The 25855-nt window shown below is 74.2% G+C and carries 23 protein-coding genes and 1 riboswitch; of the genes, 12 read left to right on the top strand and 11 right to left on the bottom strand.

The window, feature by feature from the left end:
* The first annotated feature begins 61 nt into the window (after window positions 1-61).
* Window positions 62-853 carry a hypothetical protein gene (locus ACZ501_RS02590; RefSeq protein WP_361604233.1) on the top strand — a complete coding sequence of 264 codons (792 nt, stop codon included), beginning with the start codon at window positions 62-64 and terminating at the stop codon, window positions 851-853.
* A gap of 144 nt (window positions 854-997) precedes the next feature.
* The gene (locus ACZ501_RS02595; RefSeq protein ID WP_468791943.1) at window positions 998-2008 is read left to right on the top strand and encodes an LLM class F420-dependent oxidoreductase; all 1011 of its coding nucleotides are present in this window, start codon (window positions 998-1000) and stop codon (window positions 2006-2008) included.
* Here the strand turns inward: ACZ501_RS02595 and ACZ501_RS02600 are convergent.
* From ACZ501_RS02600 to ACZ501_RS02620, 5 genes are all read right to left on the bottom strand, one after another.
* A complete protein-coding gene (locus ACZ501_RS02600) occupies window positions 1998-2384 on the bottom strand; it encodes a hypothetical protein (RefSeq protein WP_361604239.1) in 387 nt (128 codons plus the stop codon). The two genes, ACZ501_RS02595 and ACZ501_RS02600, sit on opposite strands and share 11 nt — an antisense overlap.
* Before the next feature lie 24 nt (window positions 2385-2408).
* Window positions 2409-2888 carry a hypothetical protein gene (locus ACZ501_RS02605; RefSeq protein ID WP_468792660.1) on the bottom strand — a complete coding sequence of 160 codons (480 nt, stop codon included), beginning with the start codon at window positions 2886-2888 and terminating at the stop codon, window positions 2409-2411.
* 256 nt (window positions 2889-3144) lie between these two features.
* Window positions 3145-4233 (bottom strand): prenyltransferase/squalene oxidase repeat-containing protein, encoded by a 1089-nt coding sequence (locus tag ACZ501_RS02610; protein WP_361604245.1) that lies wholly within the window; start codon window positions 4231-4233, stop codon window positions 3145-3147.
* On the bottom strand, window positions 4230-4973 hold the full coding sequence (locus ACZ501_RS02615) for a class I SAM-dependent methyltransferase (protein ID WP_361604248.1): 744 nt from the start codon (window positions 4971-4973) through the stop codon (window positions 4230-4232). The genes ACZ501_RS02610 and ACZ501_RS02615 overlap by 4 nt, the downstream gene beginning before the upstream one ends.
* An 83-nt stretch (window positions 4974-5056) precedes the next feature.
* Window positions 5057-6367: a glycosyltransferase family 4 protein gene (locus ACZ501_RS02620; protein WP_468791946.1), complete on the bottom strand. Its 1311-nt coding sequence runs from the start codon at window positions 6365-6367 to the stop codon at window positions 5057-5059.
* 227 nt (window positions 6368-6594) lie between these two features.
* Here ACZ501_RS02620 and ACZ501_RS02625 point away from each other — a divergent pair, with 227 nt between their 5' ends.
* A complete protein-coding gene (locus ACZ501_RS02625; RefSeq protein ID WP_361604254.1) occupies window positions 6595-7239 on the top strand; it encodes a TetR family transcriptional regulator in 645 nt (214 codons plus the stop codon).
* A 483-nt stretch (window positions 7240-7722) separates the two neighbouring features.
* Here the strand turns inward: ACZ501_RS02625 and ACZ501_RS02630 are convergent, their stop codons facing one another.
* The 3 genes from ACZ501_RS02630 to ACZ501_RS02640 all read right to left on the bottom strand — a co-directional run bounded on the left by ACZ501_RS02630 (window position 7723) and on the right by ACZ501_RS02640 (window position 10510).
* On the bottom strand, window positions 7723-8322 hold the full coding sequence (locus ACZ501_RS02630; RefSeq protein WP_361604257.1) for a DJ-1/PfpI family protein: 600 nt from the start codon (window positions 8320-8322) through the stop codon (window positions 7723-7725).
* Between the two features lie 503 nt (window positions 8323-8825).
* A complete protein-coding gene (locus ACZ501_RS02635) occupies window positions 8826-9059 on the bottom strand; it encodes a ferredoxin (RefSeq protein WP_361604260.1) in 234 nt (77 codons plus the stop codon).
* Window positions 9059-10510 carry an aldehyde dehydrogenase gene (locus tag ACZ501_RS02640; protein WP_361604263.1) on the bottom strand — a complete coding sequence of 484 codons (1452 nt, stop codon included), beginning with the start codon at window positions 10508-10510 and terminating at the stop codon, window positions 9059-9061. Before ACZ501_RS02640 ends, ACZ501_RS02635 begins: the two co-directional genes overlap by 1 nt.
* Window positions 10511-10715: 205 nt before the next feature.
* Here ACZ501_RS02640 and ACZ501_RS02645 point away from each other — a divergent pair, with 205 nt between their 5' ends.
* The 7 genes from ACZ501_RS02645 (at window position 10716) to ACZ501_RS02675 (ending at window position 19116) form a co-directional block, all read left to right on the top strand.
* A complete protein-coding gene (locus tag ACZ501_RS02645) occupies window positions 10716-11825 on the top strand; it encodes an MBL fold metallo-hydrolase (protein ID WP_468791949.1) in 1110 nt (369 codons plus the stop codon).
* A gap of 153 nt (window positions 11826-11978) precedes the next feature.
* Window positions 11979-12056, top strand: a riboswitch (cobalamin riboswitch).
* A 131-nt stretch (window positions 12057-12187) separates the two neighbouring features.
* Window positions 12188-13435, top strand: coding sequence for a prenyltransferase/squalene oxidase repeat-containing protein (locus tag ACZ501_RS02650; RefSeq protein WP_468791952.1), 1248 nt, complete (start codon window positions 12188-12190; stop codon window positions 13433-13435).
* Window positions 13432-14136 carry an SCO2322 family protein gene (locus tag ACZ501_RS02655; protein ID WP_468791955.1) on the top strand — a complete coding sequence of 235 codons (705 nt, stop codon included), beginning with the start codon at window positions 13432-13434 and terminating at the stop codon, window positions 14134-14136. The genes ACZ501_RS02650 and ACZ501_RS02655 overlap by 4 nt, the downstream gene beginning before the upstream one ends.
* Window positions 14133-15428: an energy-coupling factor transporter transmembrane protein EcfT gene (locus ACZ501_RS02660; protein ID WP_468791958.1), complete on the top strand. Its 1296-nt coding sequence runs from the start codon at window positions 14133-14135 to the stop codon at window positions 15426-15428. The genes ACZ501_RS02655 and ACZ501_RS02660 overlap by 4 nt, the downstream gene beginning before the upstream one ends.
* Window positions 15425-17518 (top strand): ABC transporter ATP-binding protein, encoded by a 2094-nt coding sequence (locus ACZ501_RS02665; RefSeq protein WP_468791961.1) that lies wholly within the window; start codon window positions 15425-15427, stop codon window positions 17516-17518. The genes ACZ501_RS02660 and ACZ501_RS02665 overlap by 4 nt, the downstream gene beginning before the upstream one ends.
* Complete coding sequence (locus tag ACZ501_RS02670) at window positions 17515-18381, top strand: ECF transporter S component (protein ID WP_361604278.1); 867 nt, start codon at window positions 17515-17517, stop codon at window positions 18379-18381. The genes ACZ501_RS02665 and ACZ501_RS02670 overlap by 4 nt, the downstream gene beginning before the upstream one ends.
* A 330-nt stretch (window positions 18382-18711) precedes the next feature.
* A complete protein-coding gene (locus ACZ501_RS02675) occupies window positions 18712-19116 on the top strand; it encodes an aggregation-promoting factor C-terminal-like domain-containing protein (protein ID WP_468791964.1) in 405 nt (134 codons plus the stop codon).
* Window positions 19117-19228: 112 nt separating this feature from the next.
* Here ACZ501_RS02675 and ACZ501_RS02680 read toward each other — a convergent pair whose 3' ends face one another.
* Entirely contained in the window at window positions 19229-20398 is a 1170-nt protein-coding gene (locus ACZ501_RS02680) for a steroid 3-ketoacyl-CoA thiolase (RefSeq protein ID WP_361611362.1), read from the bottom strand.
* Window positions 20399-20664: 266 nt separating this feature from the next.
* Here ACZ501_RS02680 and ACZ501_RS02685 point away from each other — a divergent pair, with 266 nt between their 5' ends.
* A complete protein-coding gene (locus tag ACZ501_RS02685) occupies window positions 20665-21909 on the top strand; it encodes a cytochrome P450 (RefSeq protein ID WP_468791967.1) in 1245 nt (414 codons plus the stop codon).
* 249 nt (window positions 21910-22158) lie between these two features.
* On the opposite strand, the gene ACZ501_RS02690 is transcribed toward ACZ501_RS02685, so the two are convergent.
* A complete protein-coding gene (locus ACZ501_RS02690; RefSeq protein ID WP_468791970.1) occupies window positions 22159-22680 on the bottom strand; it encodes a PaaI family thioesterase in 522 nt (173 codons plus the stop codon).
* 109 nt (window positions 22681-22789) lie between these two features.
* On the opposite strand from ACZ501_RS02690, the gene ACZ501_RS02695 reads away from it, so the two are divergent.
* A complete protein-coding gene (locus tag ACZ501_RS02695) occupies window positions 22790-23725 on the top strand; it encodes a GlxA family transcriptional regulator (protein ID WP_468791973.1) in 936 nt (311 codons plus the stop codon).
* A 16-nt stretch (window positions 23726-23741) separates the two neighbouring features.
* Here ACZ501_RS02695 and ACZ501_RS02700 read toward each other — a convergent pair whose 3' ends face one another.
* On the bottom strand, window positions 23742-25751 hold the full coding sequence (locus tag ACZ501_RS02700) for a bifunctional glycosyltransferase 87/phosphatase PAP2 family protein (RefSeq protein ID WP_468791976.1): 2010 nt from the start codon (window positions 25749-25751) through the stop codon (window positions 23742-23744).
* Window positions 25752-25855: the final 104 nt, after the last annotated feature.

Genomic DNA, 25855 nt, shown 5'->3' on the forward strand with positions numbered 1-25855 from the left:
CCTCCGTACCATGGGGGCGCCCGCTCCGCCCCAGCCAAGACCGAGAAGGACACCCCAAGACGTGAACATCCGCTCCCTCACTCGAGGTGACGGCGTGGTGATCGGAGCAGCGGTACTGCTGTTCATCGCCTCGTTCCTCGACTTCTACTCCGCCACCGGCCTGGACCTCCCGAGTGCGTGGGACACCGACGTCTACGGGCTGGCCCTGCCGACGGTCTTCCTGACCGGCTTCATCGCCGCCGGCCTGCTGATCGCGGCCCGTTTCCAGCCCGAGGGCCGCAAGCTCGGCGGCCTGACCCTGACGGCGTGGGGCACCGTACTGGCCGTGGCGGCGGCCTGGGCCGCGCTGTGGTCGCTGATCACCAGCCCGGCCAGGGCCGACCTGGGCGCCGGCTGCATCATCGCCTTCCTCGCCAACCTGGCCCTGGCGGGCGTGGCCGTCGCCGGTGCGAAGATCCCCGCGCTGGCCGGGCCGCTCGTGCCCGAGCCGCGTCCCGCCGCCCCCCAGCCGTACGGCGCCCAGCCCGGCAGCGGGTACGGGTACCCGGGCGGCCAGCAGCCGCAGGGCTACGGGGGCAACCCGCAGCCGGTTCCGCCCTACGGCGGCACGCCGGCGCCCGGCCCGCAGGACGCGGCGGCCGCCCCGGCGGCGGACTTCACGCCGTTCTGGTTCGCGGTTCCGGTGGCCCGGCCCCTCTACGGCGAGGACGGCTCCCCCGTCCCGGTCGCCGAACTGACCCCGGGCACCTGGTACCTGGCGGTCGACCAGCGCGGCCCGTCGGCCCTGGTGGCGCAGACCCAGGACGGCCGGCGCGGCGTCCTCAACGACACCTCCGGGATCCAGCGCGGCTGACCGCCCGCCCCGTCACGACCCCACGGCCCCCCGCCCGCCCGGGCGGGGGGCCGTCGCGCACTTCCCGGCGGGGCGCGCGTGCCCTACAGTCGCCTTCCGCTACCTGACGTACCGTCAGATCCGGCTTCGCGGAGGGGACCGTCCATGCGCCTGGGACTCGCACTCGGCTACTGGGGGCGCGGGCCCTCCCCCGCCCACCTCGACCTCGCCACCGAGGCCGAGCGCCTCGGCTACGACTCGGTGTGGACCGCCGAGGCCTGGGGCTCCGACGCCTTCACCCCGCTGACCTGGATCGCCGCCCACACCTCCCGCATCCGGCTCGGCACCGCCATCGCCCAGATGGCCGCCCGGACCCCCACCGCCACCGCCATGCACGCCCTCACCCTCGACCACCTCTCCGGCGGCCGCATGATGCTGGGCCTCGGCCTGTCCGGGCCGCAGGTGGTGGAGGGCTGGTACGGGCGCCCCTTCCCGGCGAGCCCGCTCACCGCGACCCGGGAGTACGTGGACGTCGTCCGCCAGGTGCTGCGCCGCGAGGCCCCGGTCACCCTGGACGGCCGCTTCCACAGCCACCCCTACCGCGGGCAGGACGGCACCGGCACCGGCCGACCCCTCAAGCCCATCACCCACCCGCTGCGCGCGGACCTCCCGCTGCTCCTGGGCGCGGAGGGCCCGAAGAACATCGCCCAGACCACCCACATCGCGGACGGCTGGCTCCCGCTGTACTGGTCACCCACCCGCACCGACGTCTACCAGGCCTCGCTGACGGACCTCCCCGACGGGTTCATGATCGCCCCGATGGCCCGGGCCCAGGTCTGCGACGACGTCGCCGAAGGGCTGCTCCCGGTCAAGGCGATGCTCGGCTTCTACATCGGCGGCATGGGCCACGCGGCCCGCAACTTCCACGCCGACCTGATGGCCCGCATGGGCTACGAGGCCGAAGCCCGGCGCATCCAGGAACTGTTCCTGGCCGGGCGCAGGCAGGAGGCGGTGCTCGCCGTCCCCGACGCGTTCGCCGACGAGATCTCCCTCGTGGGCCCCCGGGAGCGGATCGCGGAACGACTGGAACTGTGGCGCAAGGGCCCCGTCACCGACCTGCTCGTCACGGCCCCGGACCCCCGCACCCTGCGGGTGCTGGCAGAGCTCAACGGCTGAGGCCGGGCACCACGTCGAGGAGTTCGCGCAGGTCCAGCGGCATCACGGCGATCTCCATCGTCCCTGCGCCTTCAAGGGCGCAGGCCACGATCCGCGAGCCCGGGTTGATGGAGATCCCCTCCCGGACGGAGGGGGCCCGTACGGCGGTGGCCCGGGCGCCCGCCAGGGGCACCGCCGGGCCCCGCCCGGGCTGCCAGCGGGCCGCGCCCTGGTCCGCGTACACCCGGCCCGGGCGCCAGCGGCCCTCACCGGCCGGGATCCGGGCCATGCCCGGGATCCCGGCGGGGGTGCCGGCGGCGAGGCGCTGCCGGTGCCTGCGCCGCAGCAGCCACCCCAGGCCGGCCGCCGCGAGGGCGCACAGCAGGAACTCGATCACACCGGCCATTCAAGCAGGCGGGTCTCAGCCGGTCAGCTGCGAGGTGCTCGGCACCTTGTCCGTCACCACGGCGCCGGAGCTCTTGCCCGCGTCCTTGACGCCGTTGATGACGTTGTCGAAGGCGTCGATGTCGGCGTCGCCCGCGTCGCCCTTGCGGAGCTTGCCGGCCAGGCCCTTGAGGGAGTCGATGCCGGCGGTCAGCGGGACCATCGCCTTCGACAGCAGCGGGTCGCCCTTGGCGTTGTCGGCGGCCGCCTTCAGCCGGTTGTACGCGAAGGCCCCGGCCAGACCCGCCTTGATCAGCGCGAAGGTACGCCCCTTGGCGCCCTTCTTGAACTTGCCCTCGCGGTACGGCTTGATGATCCACTGGTACGTCGCCCCGGCCGCGAGACCGGCGTTGGCGACGAACCGCGTCTTGGCGAACTTCTGCTTCTCGGCGGAGGTGCTCGGCGAGGGGGCCGCGGCGGCCAGCTCGTCGGCCTCGGCCGCGTCCGGCTCCGCCACGGCGAGGACGGCCAGCTCCGTGGCGGCGGCCGAGGAGACCTCATCGCGCCGGCCACGGTCGCCGCCGTTGCCGCACGCGGCGGCACCGGCCAGCAGCGCGGTGGACAGCACCACCGCCGTGAGGGCTCGACGGAAACGGACGCTTGCGGGTACGGGCACGGTTGCCTCCGGGGGGCTGAGGTGTCCCCCGCAGCCTCACCCCGGGCACCGGCCCCCACCACCCGGGGGACCCGTTCGGGGGTCCCCCGCACGGAACTCAGCGGCAGCAGTCCGGTTCCAGGCCCGCGGGCAGGGCCAGCCCGCCGAAGACCTCCCCGGTGGCCTCGTCCCCGCCCAGCGCCGCCACCGCGAGCAGCAGCGAACCCGCCGTCCAGGTCGTCTGCTCCACCGGCCACACCGCCCGGTCCTGGAAGACGTAACCCGTCCAGTACATGCCGTTCTCGGCGCGCAGGTGCCCGATCGAGCGCAGGACCTCCAGCGCCCGGTCCGACTCCCCCATCACCCACAGGGTCAGCGCCAGCTCGCAGGACTCCCCGCCCGTCACCCACGGGTTCGGCAGCACGCACCGCACCCCGAGGTCCGGGACGACGAACTCCTCCCAGCGCCGCTCGATGCGCGCCTTCGCCTCCGGTCCGGACAGCGCCCCGCCCAGCACCGGGTAGTACCAGTCCATTGAATAGCGGTCCTTGTCCAGGAACCGCTCCGGGTGGCGGCGTATCGCGTGCCCGAGCGCGCCCGTGGCCAGCTCCCAGTCCGGCTGCGGGTCACCGCGGTGGTCCGCGATGGCCAGCGCGCAGCGCAGCGCCTGGTGGATGGAGGAGGAACCGGTCAGCAGGGCGTCGGTGACGGCGGTGCCGTCCGCCTCCCGCTTCCAGCCGATCTCGCCGCCCGGCTGCTGGAGCGCGAGGACGAACTCGACGGCCGCCACGACCGACGGCCACATGCGGTCCAGGAAGGTGTCGTCACCGGTGGCCAGGTAGTGGTGCCAGACCCCGACGGCTATGTACGCGACGAAGTTGGTCTCCCGGCCCGGGTCCTGCGGCGCGCCCGTGTCCACCCCGTCGGCCCGGTCCGCGTACGCCGCGTACCAGGAGCCGTCCGGGTTCTGGTGCCGGGCCAGCCAGGTGTAGGCGCGCTCGGCCGCCTCGTGCTCACCCGCCGTGTCCAGGGCCATGGCGGCCTCGGTGTGGTCCCACGGGTCGAGGTGGTGGCCGCGGAACCACGGTATGGCCCCGTCCGCGCGCTGCACGGCGAGGATCCCCTCCACCGTCTGCGCCGCCTGCTCGGCGGACAGCACCCCGTCCAGGACGAGGTGCTCGGGTACGGTGCGCCCCGGCGAGCTCACTGGGCGGAGCCGGCGGCGCCGACGGGCAGGTGGGGCTTGGTCGCGTACGCCACGAAGCTCTTGCCGATGAGCGGGTTGAGGGCCTGCTCGGCGAGGCGGGTCGCCAGCGGCTTCTTCATGATGTCCCAGACCAGCAGCTTGTGGTACGCCTTGACGGGCAGCGCCTTGTCGTTGTCCACGCCGAAGGCGCACTTGAGCCACCAGTACGGGGAGTGCAGGCCGTGCGCGTGGTGGGTGCCGTACGGCTTGAGGCCCGCGGCCTCCATCTTCGCGAGCAGCTCGTCCGCCCGGTAGATGCGGATGTGGCCGCCCTCGACCTCGTGGTAGGCGTCGGACAGCGCCCAGCAGATCTTCTCCGGGCCGTAGCGCGGCACGGTGACCGCGATGCGGCCGCCCGGCTTGAGCACGCGGACCATCTCGGCGAGCACGCCCTTGTCGTCGGGGATGTGCTCCATCACCTCGGAGATGATGACGACGTCGAAGGACTCGTCCGGGAAGGGCAGGGCGAGGGCGTCGCCCTCCATGGCGGTGGCGGTGGCGCCCGCCGGGGCCTCACCGGCCTCCTTCATGGCGGCGAACCACTTGGCGACCTCGCGGATCTCCTCGCCGTTGCGGTCGACGGCGACGACCTGGGCGCCGCGCCGGTAGCACTCGAAGGCGTGCCGGCCTGCGCCGCACCCCAGATCGAGCACTCGGTCGCCTGCGGCGAGCGGGAACCGGGAGAAATCGACGGTCAGCACGGGGTCCTGCCTTCGCGGTCACGGGGGTGAAGGGTGGTGCGGATGCACTGCGGTGGGGCTCGGTGGTGCGCTGGGCGGCGCGCTCAGCGGGTACGGGCGGCGGCGGCCTGCGCGATGGCGGCTCTGTAGTGCGCGGCGGTGCCCTCGGCGGCCTTGGCCCACGTGAACCGGGTCAGGACCCGCGCCCGGCCGGCGGCCCCGAGGCGGGCGCGCAGCTCGGCGTCGCCCAGCAGCCGGCCCAACGCGCCGGCCAGCGCCCCCGCGTCGCCGGGCGGCACGGCCAGGCAGGTCTCCCCGTCGGGGCCGGACACCTCGGGGATGGCCCCGCCGGTGGTGGCGACCAGCGGCGTGCCGGTGGCCATGGCCTCGGCCGCCGGGAGCGAGAAGCCCTCGTAGAGGGAGGGAACGCAGGCGACCCGGGCGCTGCGCACGAGGTCCACGAGTTCGGCGTCGGTGATGCCCTTGACGAACCGCACCGCGTCCTGGAGCCCGTACGTCTCGATCGCGCGGGCGACCGGCCCGCTCTCGGCGCGCTTGCCGACGACGACGAGGTGGGCGTCGGGCTGCTCGGTGCGCAGCTTGGCGAGGGCCTCGACGAGGTGGACGAGCCCCTTGAGCGGGACGTCGGCGCTGGAGGTGGTCACGATCCGCCCGGGGACCTCCGTGACGGACGGGTCCGGAGACCACAGGTCGGTGTCCGCGCCGATGTGCACGACGTGGATGCGGTCGTCGCGCACGCCGAGGTGCTCGGCGATCTCGTGCTGGGAGGAGCCCGAGACGGTCAGCACCGAGGGCAGCCGGCGGGCCACACGGCCCTGCATGCGCGTGAACGCGTACCAGCGCCGGACGGAGGCGCGCTTCTTGCGGTCCTTGGCGGCGGCGAGGTCGAGCTTGCGGTCGACGGTGATGGGGTGGTGGACGGTGGTGACCAGGGGCGCGCCGAGGTCGCCCAGCAGTCCGTAGCCGAGCGTCTGGTTGTCGTGGATGACGTCGAACTCGCCCGCACGGGCCCGCAGGTGGCGCCGGGCGCGCAGCGAGAAGGTGAGCGGCTCGGGGAACCCGCCGGTCCACATGGTGGCGACCTCGAGGGCGTCGATCCAGTCCCGGTATTCGCCGCGCTTGGGCGTGCGGAAGGGGTCGGGGCTGCGGTACAGGTCCAGGCTCGGCAGCTCGGTGAGCGTGGCACCGGTGTCCAGCACCGGGTAGGGCTGCGCGCCGATGACCTCGACGGAGTGCCCGAGCTTGACGAGCTCCCGGGAGAGGTGGCGGACGTAGACGCCCTGGCCGCCGCAGAACGGGTTCCCCTTATAGGTGAGGAGTGCGATGCGCAACGGGCGGTCGCCGTCGGTGGCGGACCCTGCGAAAGGGCTCGTCACCATGGCCTCTGCGGTCACTCTCGGCCCCCTTCTCCCTGCACTTTCGCCGGAGCGTAACCGCTCGGATAATGTAGAACAAGTTTCAGAGTTGATCCCCTGAAGACCATTGAATCTACCGGCCGGAAACCACACCGTAAGAGGCGGAGCAGGTGATTCGCGCCACGGCTCGGGCGCCTGACATGCTGACCCGCGGACCATCCCGGAATCAGCCGCCGCAACGACACGGAACGCCAGGAACGGGACACATGACAGCGGAAGCGAAGGCCGTGACGCCTCCCCTGACGGAACGCCAGGAGGCGCGCCGGCGCCGCATCCTGCACGCGAGCGCGCAGCTGGCCAGCCGGGGCGGCTTCGACGCCGTGCAGATGCGGGAGGTCGCGGAGTCGTCGAACGTCGCGCTGGGCACCCTCTACCGCTACTTCCCGTCCAAGGTGCACCTGCTCGTCGCCACCATGCAGGACCAGCTCCAGCACATGCACACCACCCTGCGCAAGCGCCCCCCGGCGGGCGAGGAGCCGGCGGCCCGCGTCGCGGAGACCCTGATGCGCGCCTTCCGCGCCCTCCAGCGGGAACCGCACCTCGCGGACGCGATGGTGCGCGCCCTGACCTTCGCGGACCGGAGCGTCTCGCCCGAGGTGGACACGGTCTCGCGGCTGACGACGGCCATCATCCTGGACGCCATGGGCCTCGACGCCCCGCCGACGGCGGAACAGCTCTCTGCGGTCCGGGTCATCGAGCACACCTGGCACTCGGCCCTGATCACCTGGCTCTCGGGCCGCGCGTCGATCGCCCAGGTGAAGATCGACATCGAGACGGTGTGCCGGTTGATCGACCTGACGGGGGCGGGGGCTTCGGCTCCGGCGGGGGCGGCTGCGGCGCGAAAGGCCTGATTGTGGCGTAGGGGTGGGGGTGCGGGTGCGGGGTCTCCCGGGACCGGATCAGGGAGGTTTGGGGGCTTCCCGTCAGTCCCATCGTCCTTCCGCGTCGGGCCGGCCCGTCAAGGGCGCTCCTTCGTCGCGTCGCTTCGCGATCGCCTTCGGCCACCCTTGACCGACCGACCCGCCCCGGAAAGCCGAAAGACTGCCGGGAAACCCCCAAAAGAACGGTCACCAGGGACACGTCCGAGGAGCGGGCCTCTCAGGGACGAGGCGAGGGGCCAGGGCCATGGCCCGCCGGGCATCCGGGCCCCCTGTCCCACGCCCAGGACCGGGGGCCCGGCCCCACCCGCACCGAACAGCGACCAGAGCAGCGCGGGAAGCCGATGGGCGCATCAGATCGCTACGTGCTCCTCATTGCTTGGCGTCCGGCGGCCGTCTGGGGCTGGTACCTGCACCAAATGTTGATCAGGAGCCCATCCGGCAGCAGTAGGCGTGTCAGATCAAGGCACTCTCACCGGCGTGGACAGCGCGCAGGGAGCGCTGGACGGTCTCCAGCTTCTCACCGACCGGGGCGGCGTAGTCGATGGCAGCGCGAGCGGCTTCCTCCCCGAGGGTGCGGCTGATCACCCAGGTGGCGAGGTACTGGGAGGCCAGGCAGCCGCCGGCGGTGGCGATGTTCCCCTCGGCGTGGAAGGGGGCGTCCAGCACGGTGACGCCGCAGGCCTCGACGAAGGGCCGGCTCGTCATGTCCGTGCAGGCGGGCATGTCACCCAGCAAGCCGAGCCGCGCGAGCACGAGCGCGCCGGAGCACTGCGAACCGATCAGCTGGCGCGAAGGGTCGAGCGGCAGCATGGACAGGAGCCGGTCGTCGGCGACCACGTCACGCGTCTTCACCCCACTGCCGATCAGCACGACATCCGCTTCGGTCACGAAATCCATCGACCGCTGCCCGGTCACCTCGACGCCGTTCATCGACGTGACCACCGGGGTCGGCGTCGTGATGAAGGCCTCCAGACCGGACCGGTTGATCAGTGCTGAGGCGATGAAGCTGTCGAGTTCGTTGAACCCGTCGAAGGTGACCACGGCTACCTGCATCACAACTCCCTGAGTAGTCAGGCTTCGAGTCTGTCAGGCCCATCACCCCCCGCACGCGGGCCAATTGGCGGTTGGTGGCCTGCGCAGCCCGCCGGATGGTCTCCTGGTCAACGTCTGGTGCGGGTATCAACCCCAGACGGCCGCCGGTCGCCGAACCAAGAGAACCGCGTAGCGACCCGGGACACGGGCATTGCCTCGATGGGCCCGGATCCGGGAAGGGGTCATGACCCCTACCCCCTCGCCTCGTCCCTGAGAGACCCGCTCCTGGGACCTCTCCCTGGTGACCGTTCTTTCGGGGGCTTCCCGGCAGTCTTTCGGCTTTCCGGGGCGGGACGGGCTGTCAAGGGTGGCCGAAGGCCATCGCGAAGCGACGCGACGAAGGAGCGCCCTTGACGGGCCGGCACGACACGGAACGACGATGGGACTGACGGGAAACCCCCGAACCAGCCCTGACACCGCCCCACCGAAACCCCGCTCCCCCACCCCGCCCCCCACCCCACACCTCACTCCTCCGGCGGAAACACCGCCTCCCCCGACGGGGACAGGGTGATGAGGATGGCCTCCACCGGGCAGCCCTCCGCCGCCGTCAGCGTGGGTTCGTTGGCGTCCGTGACTGGGGAGCGGGGGTGGGACTGGCGGGCCGAGTCGAGGGTGAAGGCGTCCGGGGCGTGGTTCACGCACATGCCCGCTCCGATGCAGACCCCCCGGTCGACCTCGACCTGCCAGCGGTCCCCCATCACGCACCCGCCGGGAGGTGGATCATCTTGTGCTCCAGGTATTCGCTCAGTCCCTCCGGGCCGAACTCCCGCCCCACGCCACTGTTCTTGTAGCCGCCGAACGGTCCCAGCATGTCCAGGCTGAAGGTGTTCACGTTGAAGGTGCCCGTGCGCACCCGGCGCGCGAAGTCGATGCCGTGCTCGACGTCGGCCGTCCAGACGCTGCCGCTCAGGCCGAAGTCCGAGTCGTTGGCCACCCGCACCGCCTCCTCCTCGTCCCCGTAGGGGATCAGGCACACCACGGGGCCGAAGATCTCCTCGCGGGCGATCCGCATCGAGTTGTCGACGTCGCCGAAGAGGGTGGGCTCCACGTACCAGCCCCGTTCCAGGCCGGCCGGGCGGCCGCCGCCCGCCAGGATCTTGGCCCCCTCTTCCTGGCCGATCCGGATGTAGTCCAGGGAGCGCCGCTGCTGGCGCTCGGCGACGAGCGGGCCGAGCTGCGTCGCGGGGTCGAGGGGGTCTCCGACGACCAGGGCGCCGGCCGCCGCCGCGAGGGCTTCGGCCACCTCCGCGTACCGGCTGCGCGGGGCGAGGATGCGGGTCTGGGCGACGCAGGCCTGACCGTTGTTCATCCAGGCGGCCGGGACGATCCCGGCGACGGTGCTCTCCACGTCGGCGTCGGGCAGGATCACGGCGGCGGACTTGCCGCCGAGTTCGAGGGTGACCCGGGTCAGGTTGCGCGCGGCGACCTCCATGACGCGCTTGCCGGCGGCGACGGAGCCGGTGAAGGCGACCTTGTCGACGCCCGGGTGTCCGACCAGGTACTCGCTGACCTCGCGGTCGGCGGGCAGGACCGAGAGCACGCCCTCCGGCAGCCCGGCCTCCCGTGCGATGTCGGCCAGGATGAAGGAGTCCAGGGGGGCTTCGGGGGACGGCTTGAGGATGACCGCGGAGCCGGTGAGCAGCGCGGGCGCGAGCTTCGCCGCCGCGACGAACTGGGGGACGTTCCACGGGATGACGGCGGCGACGACCCCGACCGGTTCGCGGCGCACGAGGATCGGGCCGAGCGCGCCCTGACGGCGCTCCTCGTAGGGGTATGCGGCGGCGACCTTGATGGCGGAGTCGTAGACCATCATCGCGCCGAGGGCCTGGGCGAGGATGCTCCAGGAGTACGGGGAGCCGTTCTGGGAGCTGATGGAGCGGGCGATCTCCTCGTGCCGGACGGCGATGGCGTCCTTGATCCGGGAGACGACGGCGGTCCGCTCCTCCAGCGACAGGCGCGGCCAGGGGCCCTCGTCGAAGGCCTTGCGGGCGGCGGCCACGGCGCGGTCCACATCGGCCTCGGAGGCGTGCGGGACGCTGCCGATGACCTGCTCGGTGTGGGGGGAGACGACCCGGATGGTGCCGGTGCCCAGCGGATCCGTCCATTCCCCGCCGATGAACAGTTGGGCGTGTTCCACGAGCTCGGTCATGTCCGATGCCTCCAGGGGCTGCGCACGATCTCACCGATGTCGCAGAACTGATACCAGTTCTAGTTCGAGGAGTCCACGGTCCGCACACGGCCGGGCGCGGGCTGCCGCAAGATCCTGCGGGTAGTCAGGAAGCCCGCGAGATGGTCGACTTGGGCTCCTACTGAAACGCGTTCTCGTCACCGGCCAGTCAGCAGGGAGAGCCCCCATGTCAGAGGCCGCACCCCAGCCCACGCCTCACCCCACCCCCCGACCGGCACCTCACCCCACCCCGACCACCACCCCCCACGTCACCGACCACGGCGGGGGTGTCTGGGCCCTGAAGGTGCCCATCCCCGACAACCCGCTCGGCCACACCCTCGTCCACGTACTCGACACCGGCCGCGGGCCCGTCCTGGTCGACACCGGCTGGGACGACCCCGCCTCCTGGGACACCCTCATCGCCGGGCTGGGCGTGCTCGGCCTCGCGGTCGCCGACGTGCACGGGGTGGTCATCACCCACCACCATCCCGACCACCACGGCCTGTCCGGCCAGGTTCGGGAGGCCTCGGGGGCGTGGATCGCCATGCACGCCGCCGACACCGAGGTCGTCGTGCGGACCCGTTCCGCCGAGCCGGGCGTCTGGTTCGACTACATGGGCGAGAAGCTCGCCGCCGCCGGGGCCCCCGAGGAGCACGTCGCCCCCCTGCGCGCGGCCCGGGCGAGCGGGCGGATGCGGACCCTGCCCGGGCTGCGCGCCGCCGTCCCCGACCGGGAGATCGTCCCCGGCGAGCTGCTGCCTCTCGCCGGGCGCCGCCTGCGCGCGATCTGGACCCCGGGCCACACCCCCGGCCACGTCTGCCTGCACCTGGAGGAGGCCCACCCCGCGGGCCTGCCCGGCAACGGCCGGCTCTTCTCCGGAGACCACCTGCTGCCCGGGATCTCCCCGCACATCGGCCTGTACGAGGCCCCCGGGGACACCCGCGTCACCGACCCCCTGGGCGACTACCTCGACTCCCTCGAACGCGTCGGCCGCCTGGGGCCCGCCGAGGTGCTACCCGCCCACCAGCACGCCTTCACCGACGCCCCCGCCCGCGTGCGGGAGCTGCTGGAGCACCACGAGGAGCGGCTGACCGGGCTGTGGCGGCTGCTGGCCGAGCCCCTGACCCCCTGGGGGCTCGCGGAGCGGATGGAGTGGAACCGGCCCTGGGAGCAGATCCCGTACGGATCCCGGAACATCGCCGTCTCGGAAGCGGAGGCCCACCTGCGGCGGCTGGTGAAGCAGGGCCGGGCGGAGGCGGTGCCGGGCACGGACCCGGTGGCGTACCGGGCGCTGTGATCCGGTGCGGCCGGAGCCGGCCCCCGCCCGCCGCGCCCGGCCACGGGGCCGCACTCCGGGCCGCCCCCGGTAAGGGGCACTGCCGCCCCGGGCCCCCCGACCCGCTGGCTACGGGCCGGTACAGTGAGCCCGTCGTCCACACTTCCGTATGGGGGGAAGCCGGTGCGAATCCGGCGCTGACCCGCAACCGTGACCCGGCCCGCAGCACGCGGGACGGCGAGCCGGAATGCCCCGTACCGGAGGTGCGCGGCTCGTGCCGCCGGGTCCTCCGGCGGCCGGCACCGTCGAGGTAAACGGAGCCGGAGCCCGGTGCCTGCGCGTGCCTGTCTCCCGCCCCCCGTACGAGAGGCACCCGCCCCGCCATGAACGTCCGCCGCAGCGCCGCAGCGCTCGCCGCATCCGCCGTGCTCTGCGTCGGCGTCGCTCCCGCCGCCCTCGCCGACACCCCGCCGCCCTCCCCCTCCGCGCCCCCGGTCCTCCCCTCGGGCCTGTTCGGCAAGGCCGACCCGACGTACGACGGCGTGTGGCGCCAGTCCCTCGCGCTGCTCGCCCAGCGGACGGCGGGCGTGAAGCCCGCCCCGCAGGCCGTGGCCTGGCTCACCGGCCAGCAGTGCGCGAACGGCGGCTTCGCCTCCTTCCGGCCGGACGCGGGCGCCGCATGCGACGCGAAGACGGTGTTCGACACCAACGCCACCGCCGTCGCCGTGCAGGCGCTGAAGGCCCTCGGCGGCAAGGACGCCGAGGTCAAGAAGGCGACCGACTGGCTGAAGTCCGTACAGAACGAGGACGGCGGCTGGGCCTACGTCCCCGGCTCCCCCAGCGAGGGCAGCTCCACCGCGATCGTGATCAGCGCGCTGGCCACGGCGGGCGAGACGCCGGACCAGGTGAAGTCGAAGGCGGGCAAGTCCGCGTACGACGGCCTGCTCTCCTTCCAGCTGGGCTGCTCAACCGAGCCGGCCTCCGACCGGGGCGCCTTCGGCTACCAGCCGGCCGACGGCAAGCTCGCCGCCAACGCCGACGCCACGGCCGCCGCCGCCCTGGCGGGTCTGGGCAAGGGCATCCTCGTCGAGCCGGCTGCCTCCGACACCGCGGCCGCCGCGCTCGCCTGCCCGGCCGGCCCCGCCGACCCGGCGGGCGCCGCCCGGGGCGCGGCCGGCTACCTGGCCGAGGCCCTCAGGAAGGACGGCCACCTCACGGCCGTCACTCCCGGCTCCGACCAGCCCGTGGCGGACACCGGCAACACCGCCGACGCCGTCATCGCCCTCGCCGCGGCGGGCCACCGGCAGTCGGCGGCGGGCGCGCTGGAGTGGCTCCAGAAGAACTCCGCGCAGTGGTCCAAGGACAACCCGGCCGCCCTGGCCACCCTCGTCCTGACCGCCCACGCGACGGGCACCGACCCGAAGTCCTTCGGCGGCACCGACCTGGTCTCGGCCCTGAACGCCACGGGCCCGGCCCCGCAGCGCGCGGACGCCGACGCGCAGAAGGTGGAGGGCAAGGAGGAGCCGGGCTCCGGCAACCAGGGCATCTGGTGGATCGTCGGAGCGGGCGCCGCCGCCGGCATGGGCATCGGCATCCTGCTGAGCGGCCGCCGGAAGAAGAACCAGCTGTGACCGGCCGCCGTCCGCACACGGCGGCGGGTGCGGTCGCGGGCGTCCTCGGCGTCCTGGGCGGCCTGGGCGTCCTGGGTCTGGCCCTCACCCTGTTCGCGGCCTCCCCGGCCCTGGCGGCGGGCTACCGCTACTGGTCGTTCTGGGACGGTGCGGGCGGCAGCTGGGCGTACGCCACCCAGGGCCCCTCGACGGCCCGCCCCGCGGACGGCGCCACGCTCGGCTTCCGCTTCTCGGTGAGCAAGGACGCCGCCGATGAGGCCGCCCGGCCGCGCGCGGCCGCCGACTTCCAGGCCGTCTGCGCCGGCACCGCCCCGGCGGACGGCCGCAAGCGGGTGGCGGTGGTCATCGACTTCGGGGTGCCCGGGGACGCGCCCGGCGGCGAGACCCCGCCGCAGGACACCCCGCGCACCGCCTGCGCCCAGCTGGCCCCGGAGGCCACGGCGGCGGAGGCGCTGGCGGAGGTGGCGAAGCCGCTGCGCTACAACAGTGCGGCGCTGCTGTGCGGGATCTCCGGCTTCCCGAAGACGGGCTGTGGCGAGCCGATCGCCGACGGGGAGCCGCGGAGCCCGGCGCCCGCCGAAGCCGCCCCGTCGGCGCAGGAGGACTCCTCCGGTCCCTCGGCGGGCCTGTTCCTCGGGGTCGCGGCGCTGCTGGCCCTGGGCGGGGCCACCGTCTGGCAGTCCCGCCGCCGCAGGCGATGACGGCGCGCCCTCCCGGCGGGCCGGCCGGCGCCGGCCGGCCGCCCACGGGGTCCACCCGCACGGGTGGGTACCCCGCCCGGCGCGGCGTCGGGCGCACCACGCACGGCGCGGCACCCGCGCACCTACCCCCGGCCCGGACCGGTGCCGCCGGGCGGGCGGGCGCCCCGCACGGGCCGTCGTACAAAAGGGAAAGGCCCTGGCGGGCCCCCGAGGCCCGGCGCGGGAACGCCCTGCACGCGGGGGCCTGGTGGCTGTGGGCCCTCGGGCTCGCCACCGCCGCGTCCCGGACCACCCATCCCCTCCTCCTGGGGCTGATCGTCGCCGTCGCCGGGTACGTGGTCGCCGCCCGCCGCACGGAGGCGCCGTGGGCGCGTTCCTACGGCGCCTTCGTCAGGCTCGGCCTCTTCGTCATCGGGCTGCGGCTGCTCTTCTCCGTGCTGCTGGGCTCCCCGATCCCCGGCACGCACACCCTCGTCACCCTGCCCGAAGTCCCGCTCCCGGCCTGGGCGCAGGGCGTCCGGTTCGGCGGGCGGGTCACCGCCGAGCAGCTGGTCTTCGCCTTCTACGACGGCGCGAAGCTGGCCGCGCTGCTGATCTGCGTCGGCGCCGCCAACGCGCTCGCCAACCCGGCGCGGCTGCTGAAGTCGCTGCCCGCCGCACTGTACGAGGCGGGCGTGGCAGTGGTCGTCGCCATGACCTTCGCGCCGAACATGGTCGCCGACGTGGCCCGGCTGCGGACCGCCCGCCGGCTGCGCGGGCGCCCCACCGGCGGGGTGAAGGCCGTCCTCCAGATCGGCCTGCCGGTGCTGGAGGGGGCGCTGGAGCGCTCGGTGGCGGTCGCCGCGTCGATGGACGCGCGCGGCTACGGGCGTACGGCGCAGGTTCCGCCGGCCGTGCGGCGCACCACCAACGCCCTCACCCTCGGCGGCCTCCTCGGCATGTGCGCCGGTACGTACGGGCTGCTCGCGGCGGAAGGCGCCGCGTACGGGCTGCCCGTGCTCGGCACCGGCCTCGCGCTGGCCCTCGCGGGGCTGCGGCTCGGCGGGCGGCGCAGCATCCGCACCCGCTACCGGCCCGACCGGTGGGGGGCGCGGGCCTGGCTGGTCGCCGGGTCGGGGGCGGCGGTGGCGGCGCTGCTGGTCCACGCCGGGTCGGTGGACCCGGAGGGGCTGCGGCCGGGGGTGGTCCCGCTGGTGGTTCCCGCGCTGCCGCTGTGGCCGGCGGCGGCCGTCCTGATCGGCCTGCTCCCGGCCTTCGTGGCCCCCGTTCCTCCCGAGGAGTCTTCCCGTTGATCCGCTTCGAGCAGGTGTCGGTGACATACGACGGCGCCGCGCACCCCTCCCTCCGCGACGCGGACTTCACCGTCCCGGAGGGGGAGCTGACCCTCCTCGTCGGCCCGTCGGGTGTCGGCAAGTCGACACTGCTGGGGGCGGTGTCCGGACTGGTCCCGCACTTCACGGGCGGCACGCTGCGGGGGCGGGTGACGGTGGCGGGGCGGGACACCCGCACGCACATGCCGCGTGAGCTGGCGGACGTGGTGGGCACGGTGGGGCAGGACCCCCTGGCGCACTTCGTGACGGACGTGGTGGAGGACGAACTGGCGTACGGGATGGAGTCGCTGGGCCTGCCGCCCGCGGTGATGCGCCGCCGGGTGGAGGAGACGCTGGACCTCCTCGGACTGAACGAGCTGCGCGACCGTCCGATCGCCTCCCTGTCGGGCGGGCAGCAGCAGCGGGTGGCGATCGGCTCGGTCCTCACGCCGCACCCGCGCGTCCTGGTCCTGGACGAGCCCACCTCCGCGCTGGACCCGGCGGCGGCGGAGGAGGTCCTGGCGGTGCTGCAACGCCTGGTCCACGACCTGGGCACGACGGTCCTGATGGCGGAGCACCGCCTGGAACGGGTGGTGCAGTACGCCGACCAGGTGCTGCTCCTGCCGTCCCGCGGGGCGGCGCCGGTGCTGGGCTCGCCGGCGGACGTCATGGCGGTGTCCCCGGTCCACCCGCCGGTCGTCTCCCTGGGCCGCCTCGCGGGCTGGTCCCCGCTCCCCCTCTCGATCCGCGACGCCCGCCGCCACGCCGCCCCCCTCCTCTCCCGCCTGACCCCGCCGCCCTCCGAGACCCGCCAGCCCGGAGCCGAAGCCCCCGCCCCAACCTCGCCGACGTGCGAGGCGCGGGAGTCCGCGACCGGAGCCCCCCTCCCAGCCTCGCCGCCCTTCGAGGCGCGGGAGCCCGGGGCCCAAGCCCCCACCCCGGCCCCGCCGACCTTTGAGGCCTGGGGGTCCGGGGCCGGAGCCCCCACCCCGGCCCCGCCGACCTTCAAGGCCCGGGAGCCCGGAGCCGAAGCCCCCCTCCCAGCCCCGCCGGCGTTTGAGGCGCGGGGGTCCGGGGGCGGAGCCCCCGGGGGAGCGGGGTCCGGGGCAGCGCCCCGGGGAACGGGCGAAGGGCGGGGCGGGGAGCAGCTCCGCGCAGCGGCCCCCGGCACCGGCCCCGCCCCCCACGGGTGGCTCACCCGGATCCTCGGCCGGCGCCGCACCGCCCCCGCGGAGCCCGCGGCCCCGGCCGACGCGGCCGCCACCGCCACCGCCCTCGGCGTCCGCCGCGGCCGCGCCGAGGTGCTGCGCGACGTCACCCTCCGTGTCGCCCCCGGCGAGACCGTCGCCCTCATGGGCCGCAACGGCGCCGGCAAGTCCACCCTCCTCGCCGCCCTCACCGGCACCCTCGCCCCCTCCACCGGCCAGGTGACGGTCGGCGGCCGGGTCCCCCACCGGACTCCGCCGCAGGAGATGGTCCGCCGGGTCGGCCTGGTCCCCCAGGAGCCCCGTGACCTCCTCTACGCCGACACGGTCGCCGCCGAGTGTGCGGCGGCCGACGCCGATGCCGACGCGGCCCCGGGGACCTGCCGCGCCCTGGTCAGCGCCCTGCTGCCCGGCGTACCGGACGGCACCCACCCCCGTGACCTGTCCGAGGGCCAGCGGCTGACCCTGGCGCTCGCGCTGGTCCTGACCGGCCGGCCGGCCCTGCTGCTGCTGGACGAGCCGACCCGCGGCCTGGACTACGCCGCGAAGGCCCGCCTGGTGGAGACGCTGCGCGGCCTCGCCGCCGACGGCCACGCCATCGTCCTCGCGACGCACGACGTGGAGCTGGCCGCCGAGCTGGCCCACCGGGTGGTCGTCCTGGCGGGCGGGGAGATCGTCGCGGACGGTCCGACGGCCGAGGTCGTGGTGTCCTCCCCCGCCTTCGCCCCGCAGGTCGCCAAGGTCCTGGCCCCGGGCCACTGGCTCACGGTGTCCCAGGTCGCCGCCGCCCTCGAAGCCCGCGCCCTCGAAGCCCCCACGCTCGAAGCCCCCGCCCCCGAAGCCCCGGCCCCCGGAGCCCCCGCATGAGCGGCCGCGCACCCCGCCCCCGCCCCGTCCGTGTCGGTCCCCGCGCGGCGGCGGCCCTGGCGCTGGTCACCCTCATCGGCATCGCCGCCTTCGGCTGGCCCCTGCTCGCCGACCGCCAGTCCGGCCTCGCCCACTCCCAGGACGCCCCGTGGCTCTTCGCCGCGCTGCTGCCCCTCCTCGTGGCGGTCGTCGTCGCGACCATCGCCGACCAGGGCATGGACTCGAAGGCCGTCGCGATGCTGGGGGTGCTCGCCGCCGTGGGGGCGGCCCTGCGGCCGCTCGGCGCGGGCACGGCCGGCCTGGAGCCGATGTTCTTCCTGATGGTGCTCAGCGGCCGCGTCCTCGGTCCCGGCTTCGGGTTCGTCCTGGGCTCGGTCACCATGTTCGCGTCCGCCCTGCTCACGGGCGGGGTGGGGCCGTGGATGCCGTTCCAGATGCTGGCCCTGGGGTGGTTCTCGCTGGGTGCCGGGCTGCTGCCGGGGCCGGAGCGGATCCGGGGGCGGGCCGAGCTCGCGCTGCTCGCGGCGTACGGGTTCCTCGGCTCGTTCGCCTACGGGACGGTCATGAACCTCCAGGGCTGGGTGCTCCTCCAGGGCATGGGGCAGGGCGTCTCCTTCCACCCCGGCGACCCGGTGCCGCAGAACCTGGCCCGGTTCGTCGCGTACTGCCTGGCCACCTCGGTCGGCTGGGACCTGGGCCGGGCCGCGCTGACGGTCGTCCTGACCCTCACGCTCGGGGCCACCCTGCTGAAGGCGCTGCGGCGCGCGACTCGGAAAGCTGCGTTCGACGCCCCGGTCTCCTTCGATTCGGGGGCCGGAAGTGACCTGGGACACCCACCCAAGAGGCCTCAACCGGGTACATAACGTGACAATCGGGCCGCTGGGCGGTGAGGCGGCCCACAGGACCCACGTCACATTCGGCCCGCGGTAGTAGACCCCGCCGACCCGCCGGCACCCCCGGCCACCTGCCCGAACCCCGGCCCGGGCGGGGCGGGCCGTTCCTCCCCACCTGCGAAGGCCGCTAGTAGCAGGGGGGCGTTGCCAGGGCGGCGGGGGCCTGGCTAACTGGTGATGTCGCCGAGGCGGCCGGGCCCCACGGCCCCCGCCGGACGAACCCCTCTCCACCGCGTGAGTGGCTCACGCATGTCTTCGGCATGCCGCGACCGCCCCTGTTCCCGTCGGAAGGTTCCCTCCGTGTCCAACGCCGTCATCCGCCGCATCGCCGCTTCGAAGAAGACCCTCGCCGGTTCTGTCCTCGCTCTGGGCGTCGCGGGTTCCATGCTCGCCACCGTGCCCGCGCAGGCCGCCCCGACGAGCGCCAAGGCGATCGCCCAGCGAATGATCAAGGACCCGGCCCAGTTCGCCGCCTTCGACAAGATCGTCTCCCACGAGAGCGGCTGGGACCACACCGCCACCAACTCCTCCTCCGGCGCCTACGGCCTGGTCCAGGCCCTGCCCGCGTCGAAGATGTCCTCCGCGGGCTCCGACTGGAAGACCAACCCGGCCACCCAGATCAAGTGGGGCCTGGACTACATGAACGACCGCTACGGCAGCCCCGTCGGCGCCTGGAACTTCTGGAAGGCCAACCACTGGTACTAAGCCGGCGGCCACACCCCCAGCAACACGGCACGACAGCACAGCGTGCACCCGAAGGCCCCGGTGGCCGGCCCCACCAGGCCGGCCACCGGGGCCTTCCGCGTCCCGCATCCCCTCACAGCCGCTGGATGATCGTCCCGGTCGCCAGCGCGCCTCCCGCGCACATGGTGATCAGCGCGAACTCCTTGTCGCGGCGCTCCAGCTCGTGCAGCGCGGTCGTGATCAGCCGGGCGCCGGTGGCGCCAACCGGGTGGCCGAGGGCGATGCCGCCGCCGTTGACGTTCACCTTCTCCAGGTCCTGGCCGAAGACCTGCGCCCAGCTGAGGACGACGGAGGCGAAGGCCTCGTTGATCTCGACGAGGTCGATGTCCTTGAGGGACATCCCGGCCTTGCCGAGGACCGCCCGGGTCGCGTCGATCGGCCCGTCCAGGTGGAAGTGCGGGTCCGAGCCGACCAGCGCCTGGGCGACGATCCGGGCGCGCGGCTTGAGTTTCAGCGCACGGGCCATCTTGCGCGAGGCCCACATCACGGCTGCGGCGCCGTCGGATATCTGGGAGGAGTTCCCCGCGGTGTGCACGGCCGTCGGCATGACCGGCTTGAGCCGGGCCAGGCCCTCCATGGTGGTGTCCCGCAGGCCCTCGTCCCGGTCGACGAGGCGCCACATGCCCTGCCCGGCGGCCTGCTCCTCCTCCGTCGTCGGGACCTGGACCGCGAAGGTCTCGCGCTTGAAGCGCTCCTCGGCCCATGCCGTCCCGGCCCGCTCCTGGGAGAGCACGCCGAGCCGGTCGACGTCCTCGCGGGTCAGGCCCCGGTGGCGGGCGATGCGCTCGGCGGCCTCGAACTGGTTGGGGAGGTCGACGTTCCATTCGTCCGGGAAGGGCTTGCCGGGCCCGTGCTTGGAGCCGGAGCCCAGCGGGACCCGGCTCATGGCCTCCACCCCGCAGGCGATGCCGATGTCGATGACCCCGCCGGAGACCATGTTGGCGACCATGTGGTTGGCCTGCTGGGAGCTGCCGCACTGGCAGTCCACGGTGGTCGCGGCGGTCTCGTACGGGAGCCCCATGGCGAGCCAGGCGTTGCGGGCGGGGTTCATGGACTGCTCGCCGGCGTGGGTGACGGTGCCGCCGACGATCTGCTCGACGCAGTCGGGCTGCATTCCGGTACGGGCCAGGAGCTCGCGGTAGGTCTCGCCGAGCAGGTAGGCGGGATGGAGGTTGGCCAGGGCTCCCCCGCGTTTCCCGATGGGGGTGCGTACGGCTTCGACGATGACGGGTTCCGCGGCCATGAGCTCGTCCTCTCCTGCACACTCTGCACAGCGCCGGCGTGGCGGGCCGTCCCGGCGGCTGCCCCGCACGAACTAGTACGCGTTCTAGTTCTCCCCCGCAGTCTTATGACCTCGACGCCCGGCACGCAAGGGTCTTGCACGCGGCTTACACGCTTTCCCCACGCAACAGTTGGCGCGGGAGCCCTTGTGACTTCTAGAACTCGTTACTACCTTCAAGCCAACTTCTGATGGGCCGTCAGACCCTCGTCAGACCTTGGAGTCGCCCGATGCCCTGTCCCGCGCTGCCCGAAGGCTTCGACGCCACCGACCCGGACGTCCTCCAGGACCGGGTCCCCTTCCCGGAGTTCGCTCGGCTGCGGCAGACCGCCCCCGTGTGGTGGTGTCCCCAGCGGCGGGGCGTCACCGGGTTCGACGACGAGGGCTACTGGGCCGTCACCCGGCACGCGGACGTCAAGTACGTCTCCACGCACCCGGAACTCTTCTCCTCCGCCACCAACACGGCGATCATCCGCTTCAACGAGCACATCCAGCGCGACCAGATAGATGCCCAGCGCCTGATCATGCTGAACATGGATCCGCCGGAGCACACCCGGGTACGGCAGATCGTGCAGCGGGGCTTCACCCCCCGCGCCATCCGCGGCCTGGAGCAGGCCCTGCGCGAGCGGGCCCGGAAGATCGTGGAGGAGGCCCGGGAGGCCTCGGCGGACGGCGCCTTCGACTTCGTCACCCAGGTGGCCTGCGAACTCCCGCTCCAGGCCATCGCCGAGCTGATCGGCGTGCCGCAGGAGGACCGCTCCCGGATCTTCGACTGGTCCAACAAGATGATCGCGTACGACGACCCGGAGTACGCGATCACGGAGGAGGCCGGCTCCCACGCGGCCGTGGAGCTCATCGGCTACGCGATGAACCTGGCCGCCGAGCGCAAGGAGTGCCCGGCCAAGGACATCGTCTCCCAGCTGGTGGCCGCGGAGGGCGAGGGCAACCTGCGCTCCGACGAGTTCGGCCTCTTCGTCCTGCTGCTGGCGGTCGCCGGCAACGAGACCACGCGCAACGCCATCAGCCACGGCATGCACGCCTTCCTCACCCACCCCGAACAGTGGGAGCTGTACAAGGCGACCCGGCCGGCCACCGCCGCGGAGGAGATCGTGCGCTGGGCCACGCCCGTGGTCTCCTTCCAGCGCACCGCCACCCGGGACACCGAGCTGGGCGGCCAGAAGATCAAGGCCGGCGACCGGGTGGGGCTGTTCTACTCCTCCGCCAACCACGACCCCGAGGTCTTCGCGGACCCGGACGTCTTCGACATCACCCGCGACCCGAACCCGCACCTCGGATTCGGCGGCGGGGGCCCGCACTTCTGCCTCGGGAAGTCCCTGGCGATCCTGGAGATCGACCTCATCTTCAACGCCCTGGCCGACACCCTGCCCGACCTGCGACCGGCCTCGGACGGCCCGCGGCGGCTGCGCGCGGCCTGGCTCAACGGCATCAAGGAGCTGCGGGTCAGCGCGGGTTGACGGACTCCGGGCCGGCCCGAGCCGGCCGGGAGCCAGGACGGCAGGGGCCGTACCTCCCACGCCCCGGCCCCTGCCGTCCGTCGGGGCGCGACCGCCCGAGTGGCGGGTCCGCGGGACCCGGCCGATCCTGACAGGACGCGGCGATCCACCGGAGGGGCGCCGGGGCCCTCACGCCCCGGCGCCCCTCCGCGGCCTTGCGGGCCGGCTTTCCGGGCGCGGCTTCTCGGGCCGGCCTGCCGGAAGGCCGTTTCAGGCGGTCCGCAGGATCGCGCAGGTCGTCGTCCCGTGGGCGTAGAGCTTGCCGTCGTGGGTGCCGATGACGCGGGCCTCGGCGGTGGCGGTGGTGCGGCCGACGTGCAGGGCGGTGCCCTCGCAGCGCAGCGCCGGGGTGTCCCCGAGGACGGGGCGGATCATGTGGACCCCGAGCTGGACGGTGGTGTAGGCGGTCCCCGCCGGCAGCCGGGTCATGACGGCCGAGCCGAGCGCCGAGTCCAGCAGGGTGGCGAGGAAGCCGCCGTGGACCGTGCCCATGGGGTTGAGCAGGTGGTCGCCCGGTTCCCCCTCGAACACGGCGGTGCCCTCGCCGACCTCGGTGAGCCGGAAGCCCAGGGTGCTCGTGATCGAGGCGGCCGGCAGGGTGCCCTTCAACGCGGCCTGAAGGATCTCCAGGCCGCTCATGTCCTGGATCTGCGGGGTGGCGTCGGGCCTCGGCTGCCAGGTGTGGGTGCGGCTGCGCAGGCCCTCGGGGGCGGTGGCGGGGTACGTGGTCATGCCATCGACCCTAGGCAGGGCGCCCCGCGGACGCGAGTGTCGGATCCGGCGGTTTCCGATCCGAATCCGACAGGGCGCGGGATGCCGGCCGAGCGGCTACGGTGGGCCGGTGAAAGTCGCCGTTCTGGCCCTCGACGGGGTGTTCGACTCCGGGATCTCAGCCGTCCTGGACGTGCTGCACACCGCCAACGCCCTGCGCCGCGAGCTGCCCGGCGCCGCTCCGCCCGCCTTCGACATCCGCACGGTCGGCGTCCGCCGGCGCGTCAGCAGCGGCCTGGGCCACCGCATCGACACCGAGCCCGCCGAGGAGGCGGAGGACGCCGGGCTCCTCGTGCTGCCCGCCCTCATGGAGCGCCGCCCGTCCGCGCTCCTGGAGACCGTGGCCGCGCCCGGCCGGCGTACGGCCCGCCGGCTGCTGGCCGAGGCCCGCGAGCGGCGCACACCGCTGGCCTCCGCGTGCACCGGCACCTTCCTGCTGGCCGAGTCGGGGGTGCTGGACGGGCTGCGGGCGACGACGAGCTGGTGGCTCGCGCCGGTGTTCCGCCGGCGCTACCCCCGGGTGGCGCTGGAGGAGACCCGGATGGTCACCACCGCGGACGGGGTCACCACGGCGGGCGCCGCGTTCAGCCACCTCGACCTGGCGCTGGCCGTCGTCGGCATGCGCAGCCCGGCCCTGGCGGACCTGGTGCGGCGCTACCTGGTGGTCGACGACCGGGCCTCGCAGGCCGCGTACATGATCCCCGGGGCTATGGCCCGGCACGAGCCGCTGGTCGCCGCCTTCGAGCGCTGGGTGCGCGCCCGGATCGAGGAGCCGCTGTCCATCGCCGACGCGGCCCGCGACCTCGGCGTCAGCGAGCGCACCCTCCAGCGCACCATGGCCCGCACGCTCGGCTGCTCCCCCATCCGCCTGGTGCAGGACCTGCGGGTCGAGCAGGCCGAGCACCTGCTGCGCACCACCGGCCTGCCGCTGGCCGCGGTCGCCCGCCGGGTCGGTTACGAGAACCCCGGCCCGCTGCGCGCGCTGCTGCGCCGGGTGCGGACGTAGGCCCAGCCCCTTCGGGTCACGCCGAGCGCGCGGGGGTGCGTACCGGGTCCTCGGCGGCCCGGCGTTGCACGGGCAGGGTCACCTTCAGCCCGCGCGGCCCCGACAGCGCGTGGACCAGGCCGAAGCCGGCGGCGACGACGGCCGCGCCGCCCACCGCGTCCAGCACCCAGTGGTTGGCGGTCGCCACGATCGCGCACACCGTGATCAGCGGGTGCAGTGCGCCGAGCAGCTTCTGCCACCCCCTGGGCGCGAGGACCATGATCACGATCCCGCACCACAGGGACCAGCCGAAGTGCAGCGACGGCATCGCGGCGTACTGGTTGGAGATCGCGGTCATCGCCCCGTACGAGGGGTTCGCCAGGTCCTGCACCCCGTGGACGGTGTCGATGAACCCGAGGCCGGGCATCAGCCGCGGCGGCGCGAGCGGGTACAGCCAGAAGCCCGCCAGGGCGATGACGGTGGCCAGCCCGAGGGAGGCCCGCGCCCAGCGGTAGTCGCCGGGGCGGCGCCAGTACAGGACGGCCAGGATGCCGAGCGGGACCACGAAGTGGAAGGAGGTGTAGTAGAAGTTGAAGAACGCCTCCAGCCAGGGCGTGTCGACCACGGCGTGGTTCACGGCGTGCTCGATGTCGATGCCGAGCGCCCGCTCGATGCCGTGGATCCGGCTGCCGTTGCCCTCGGCGAGGGAGCGGCTCGTGGGGGCCGCGGCGCGGATGTGGGAGTAGAGCGAGTAGCCGACCCGTATCAGCAGCAGCTCCAGCAGCAGGTTGGGCCGGGAGAGCACCCGCCGCCAGAACGGCAGCAGCGGCACCCACGACCAGCGCGCGTCGGCGGGCTGCCCGTAGACGGTGGGCACCGGCTCGCGCCAGTACGGGGAGGAGCGGGGCAGGAACGGCACGGCGCAGGCCGCCGCCAGGGCCGCGAGGAGCAGCACGTTGTCCCGTACGGGGGCCAGCGCGGCCAGGTTCGGCAGCAGCACGGCGCTCGGCAGGGTCATGGCCAGCACCACGGCGACGGGCCACACCCGGCGGTCGGCGGCACGCTCGCCCACCTTGCCGGCCACCGCGAGGAGCACCCACAGCAGCTGGTGGCGCCACCCGGCCGGGGACACGGCGACGGCGACGCAGCCGGTGACGGCGACGGCGAGGAGCAGCTGCCCGTCGCGGGCGTAGCGGGCCGCGCGGCGCAGGCCGGTCCAGGCGACGGCTGCGGCGAGGGCGAGGCAGAGGGCGATCTCGGCAGGGCCGCTGAGGCCGAGGCGCAGCAGGGCGCCGTGCAGGGACTGGTTGGCGAGGCCGTCGGGGGCGCCGCCGAGGCCGGTGCCGGCGAGGTGCGCGACCCAGTACGTCCAGGAGTCGCGCGGCAGTGACGCCCAGGCCAGGGCGGTGGCGCCGGCGAAGGTCACGGCGGCGGCCTTGGCGGCGGGGCGGCGGCCGGTGAGCCACAGCAGGGCGGCGAAGAGCAGCAGCGCGGGCTGGAGGGCGGCGGCGAGGCCGACGAGGAACCCGGCGGGGCGTCCGCCGGGGACCCGGAAGACCGCGAGGAGCACCAGCAGCACCGGCAGGACGGCGGTCTGCCCCGGGGAGGCGGCCTCGCGGACGGGCAGGGAGACCATCATCAGCGCGACCAGCACGGGCGCGGCGAGCAGCGCGGTGCGGCGGGGCACCGGGTCGGGCAGGGCGCGGGCGGCGACCAGGCCGATCCCGGCGACGAAGAGCAGCGTCACGCAGGTCCAGGCCACCTCCACGGAGGGGGCGGCGAACCCGGCGAGGGGCTTGAGGACGAGCCCGGCGAAGGGGGTGCCGGTGAACTGCTCGGCGTCGTAGAGCGAGCCGGGCAGGCTGCCGGGCAGGTGGAAGCCGCTGAGCCACTCCCCCGGTGGCACGCGCAGCACCGCGGCCGCCTGTCTGATGCCGAGGACGGCCGCGAGCGCCCACAGCAGGAGGCGTACCGCCCCGAGTCTGCCGCTACCGCCTATGACCCCGGCATGTCCGTTGGCACCGCCGTGCTCCGCCGCGTTAGCCACGCCTCGCCGTCCTCCCGCCCTGTCGACCGCAACCGTGACTTCGCCTGGCTGCCGCGCGTCGTGCCCCGTTTCATTACCTGGACGACGATATCCCGGGCGGGATC

The organism is Streptomyces sp. NPDC034085 (genome assembly GCF_055575555.1).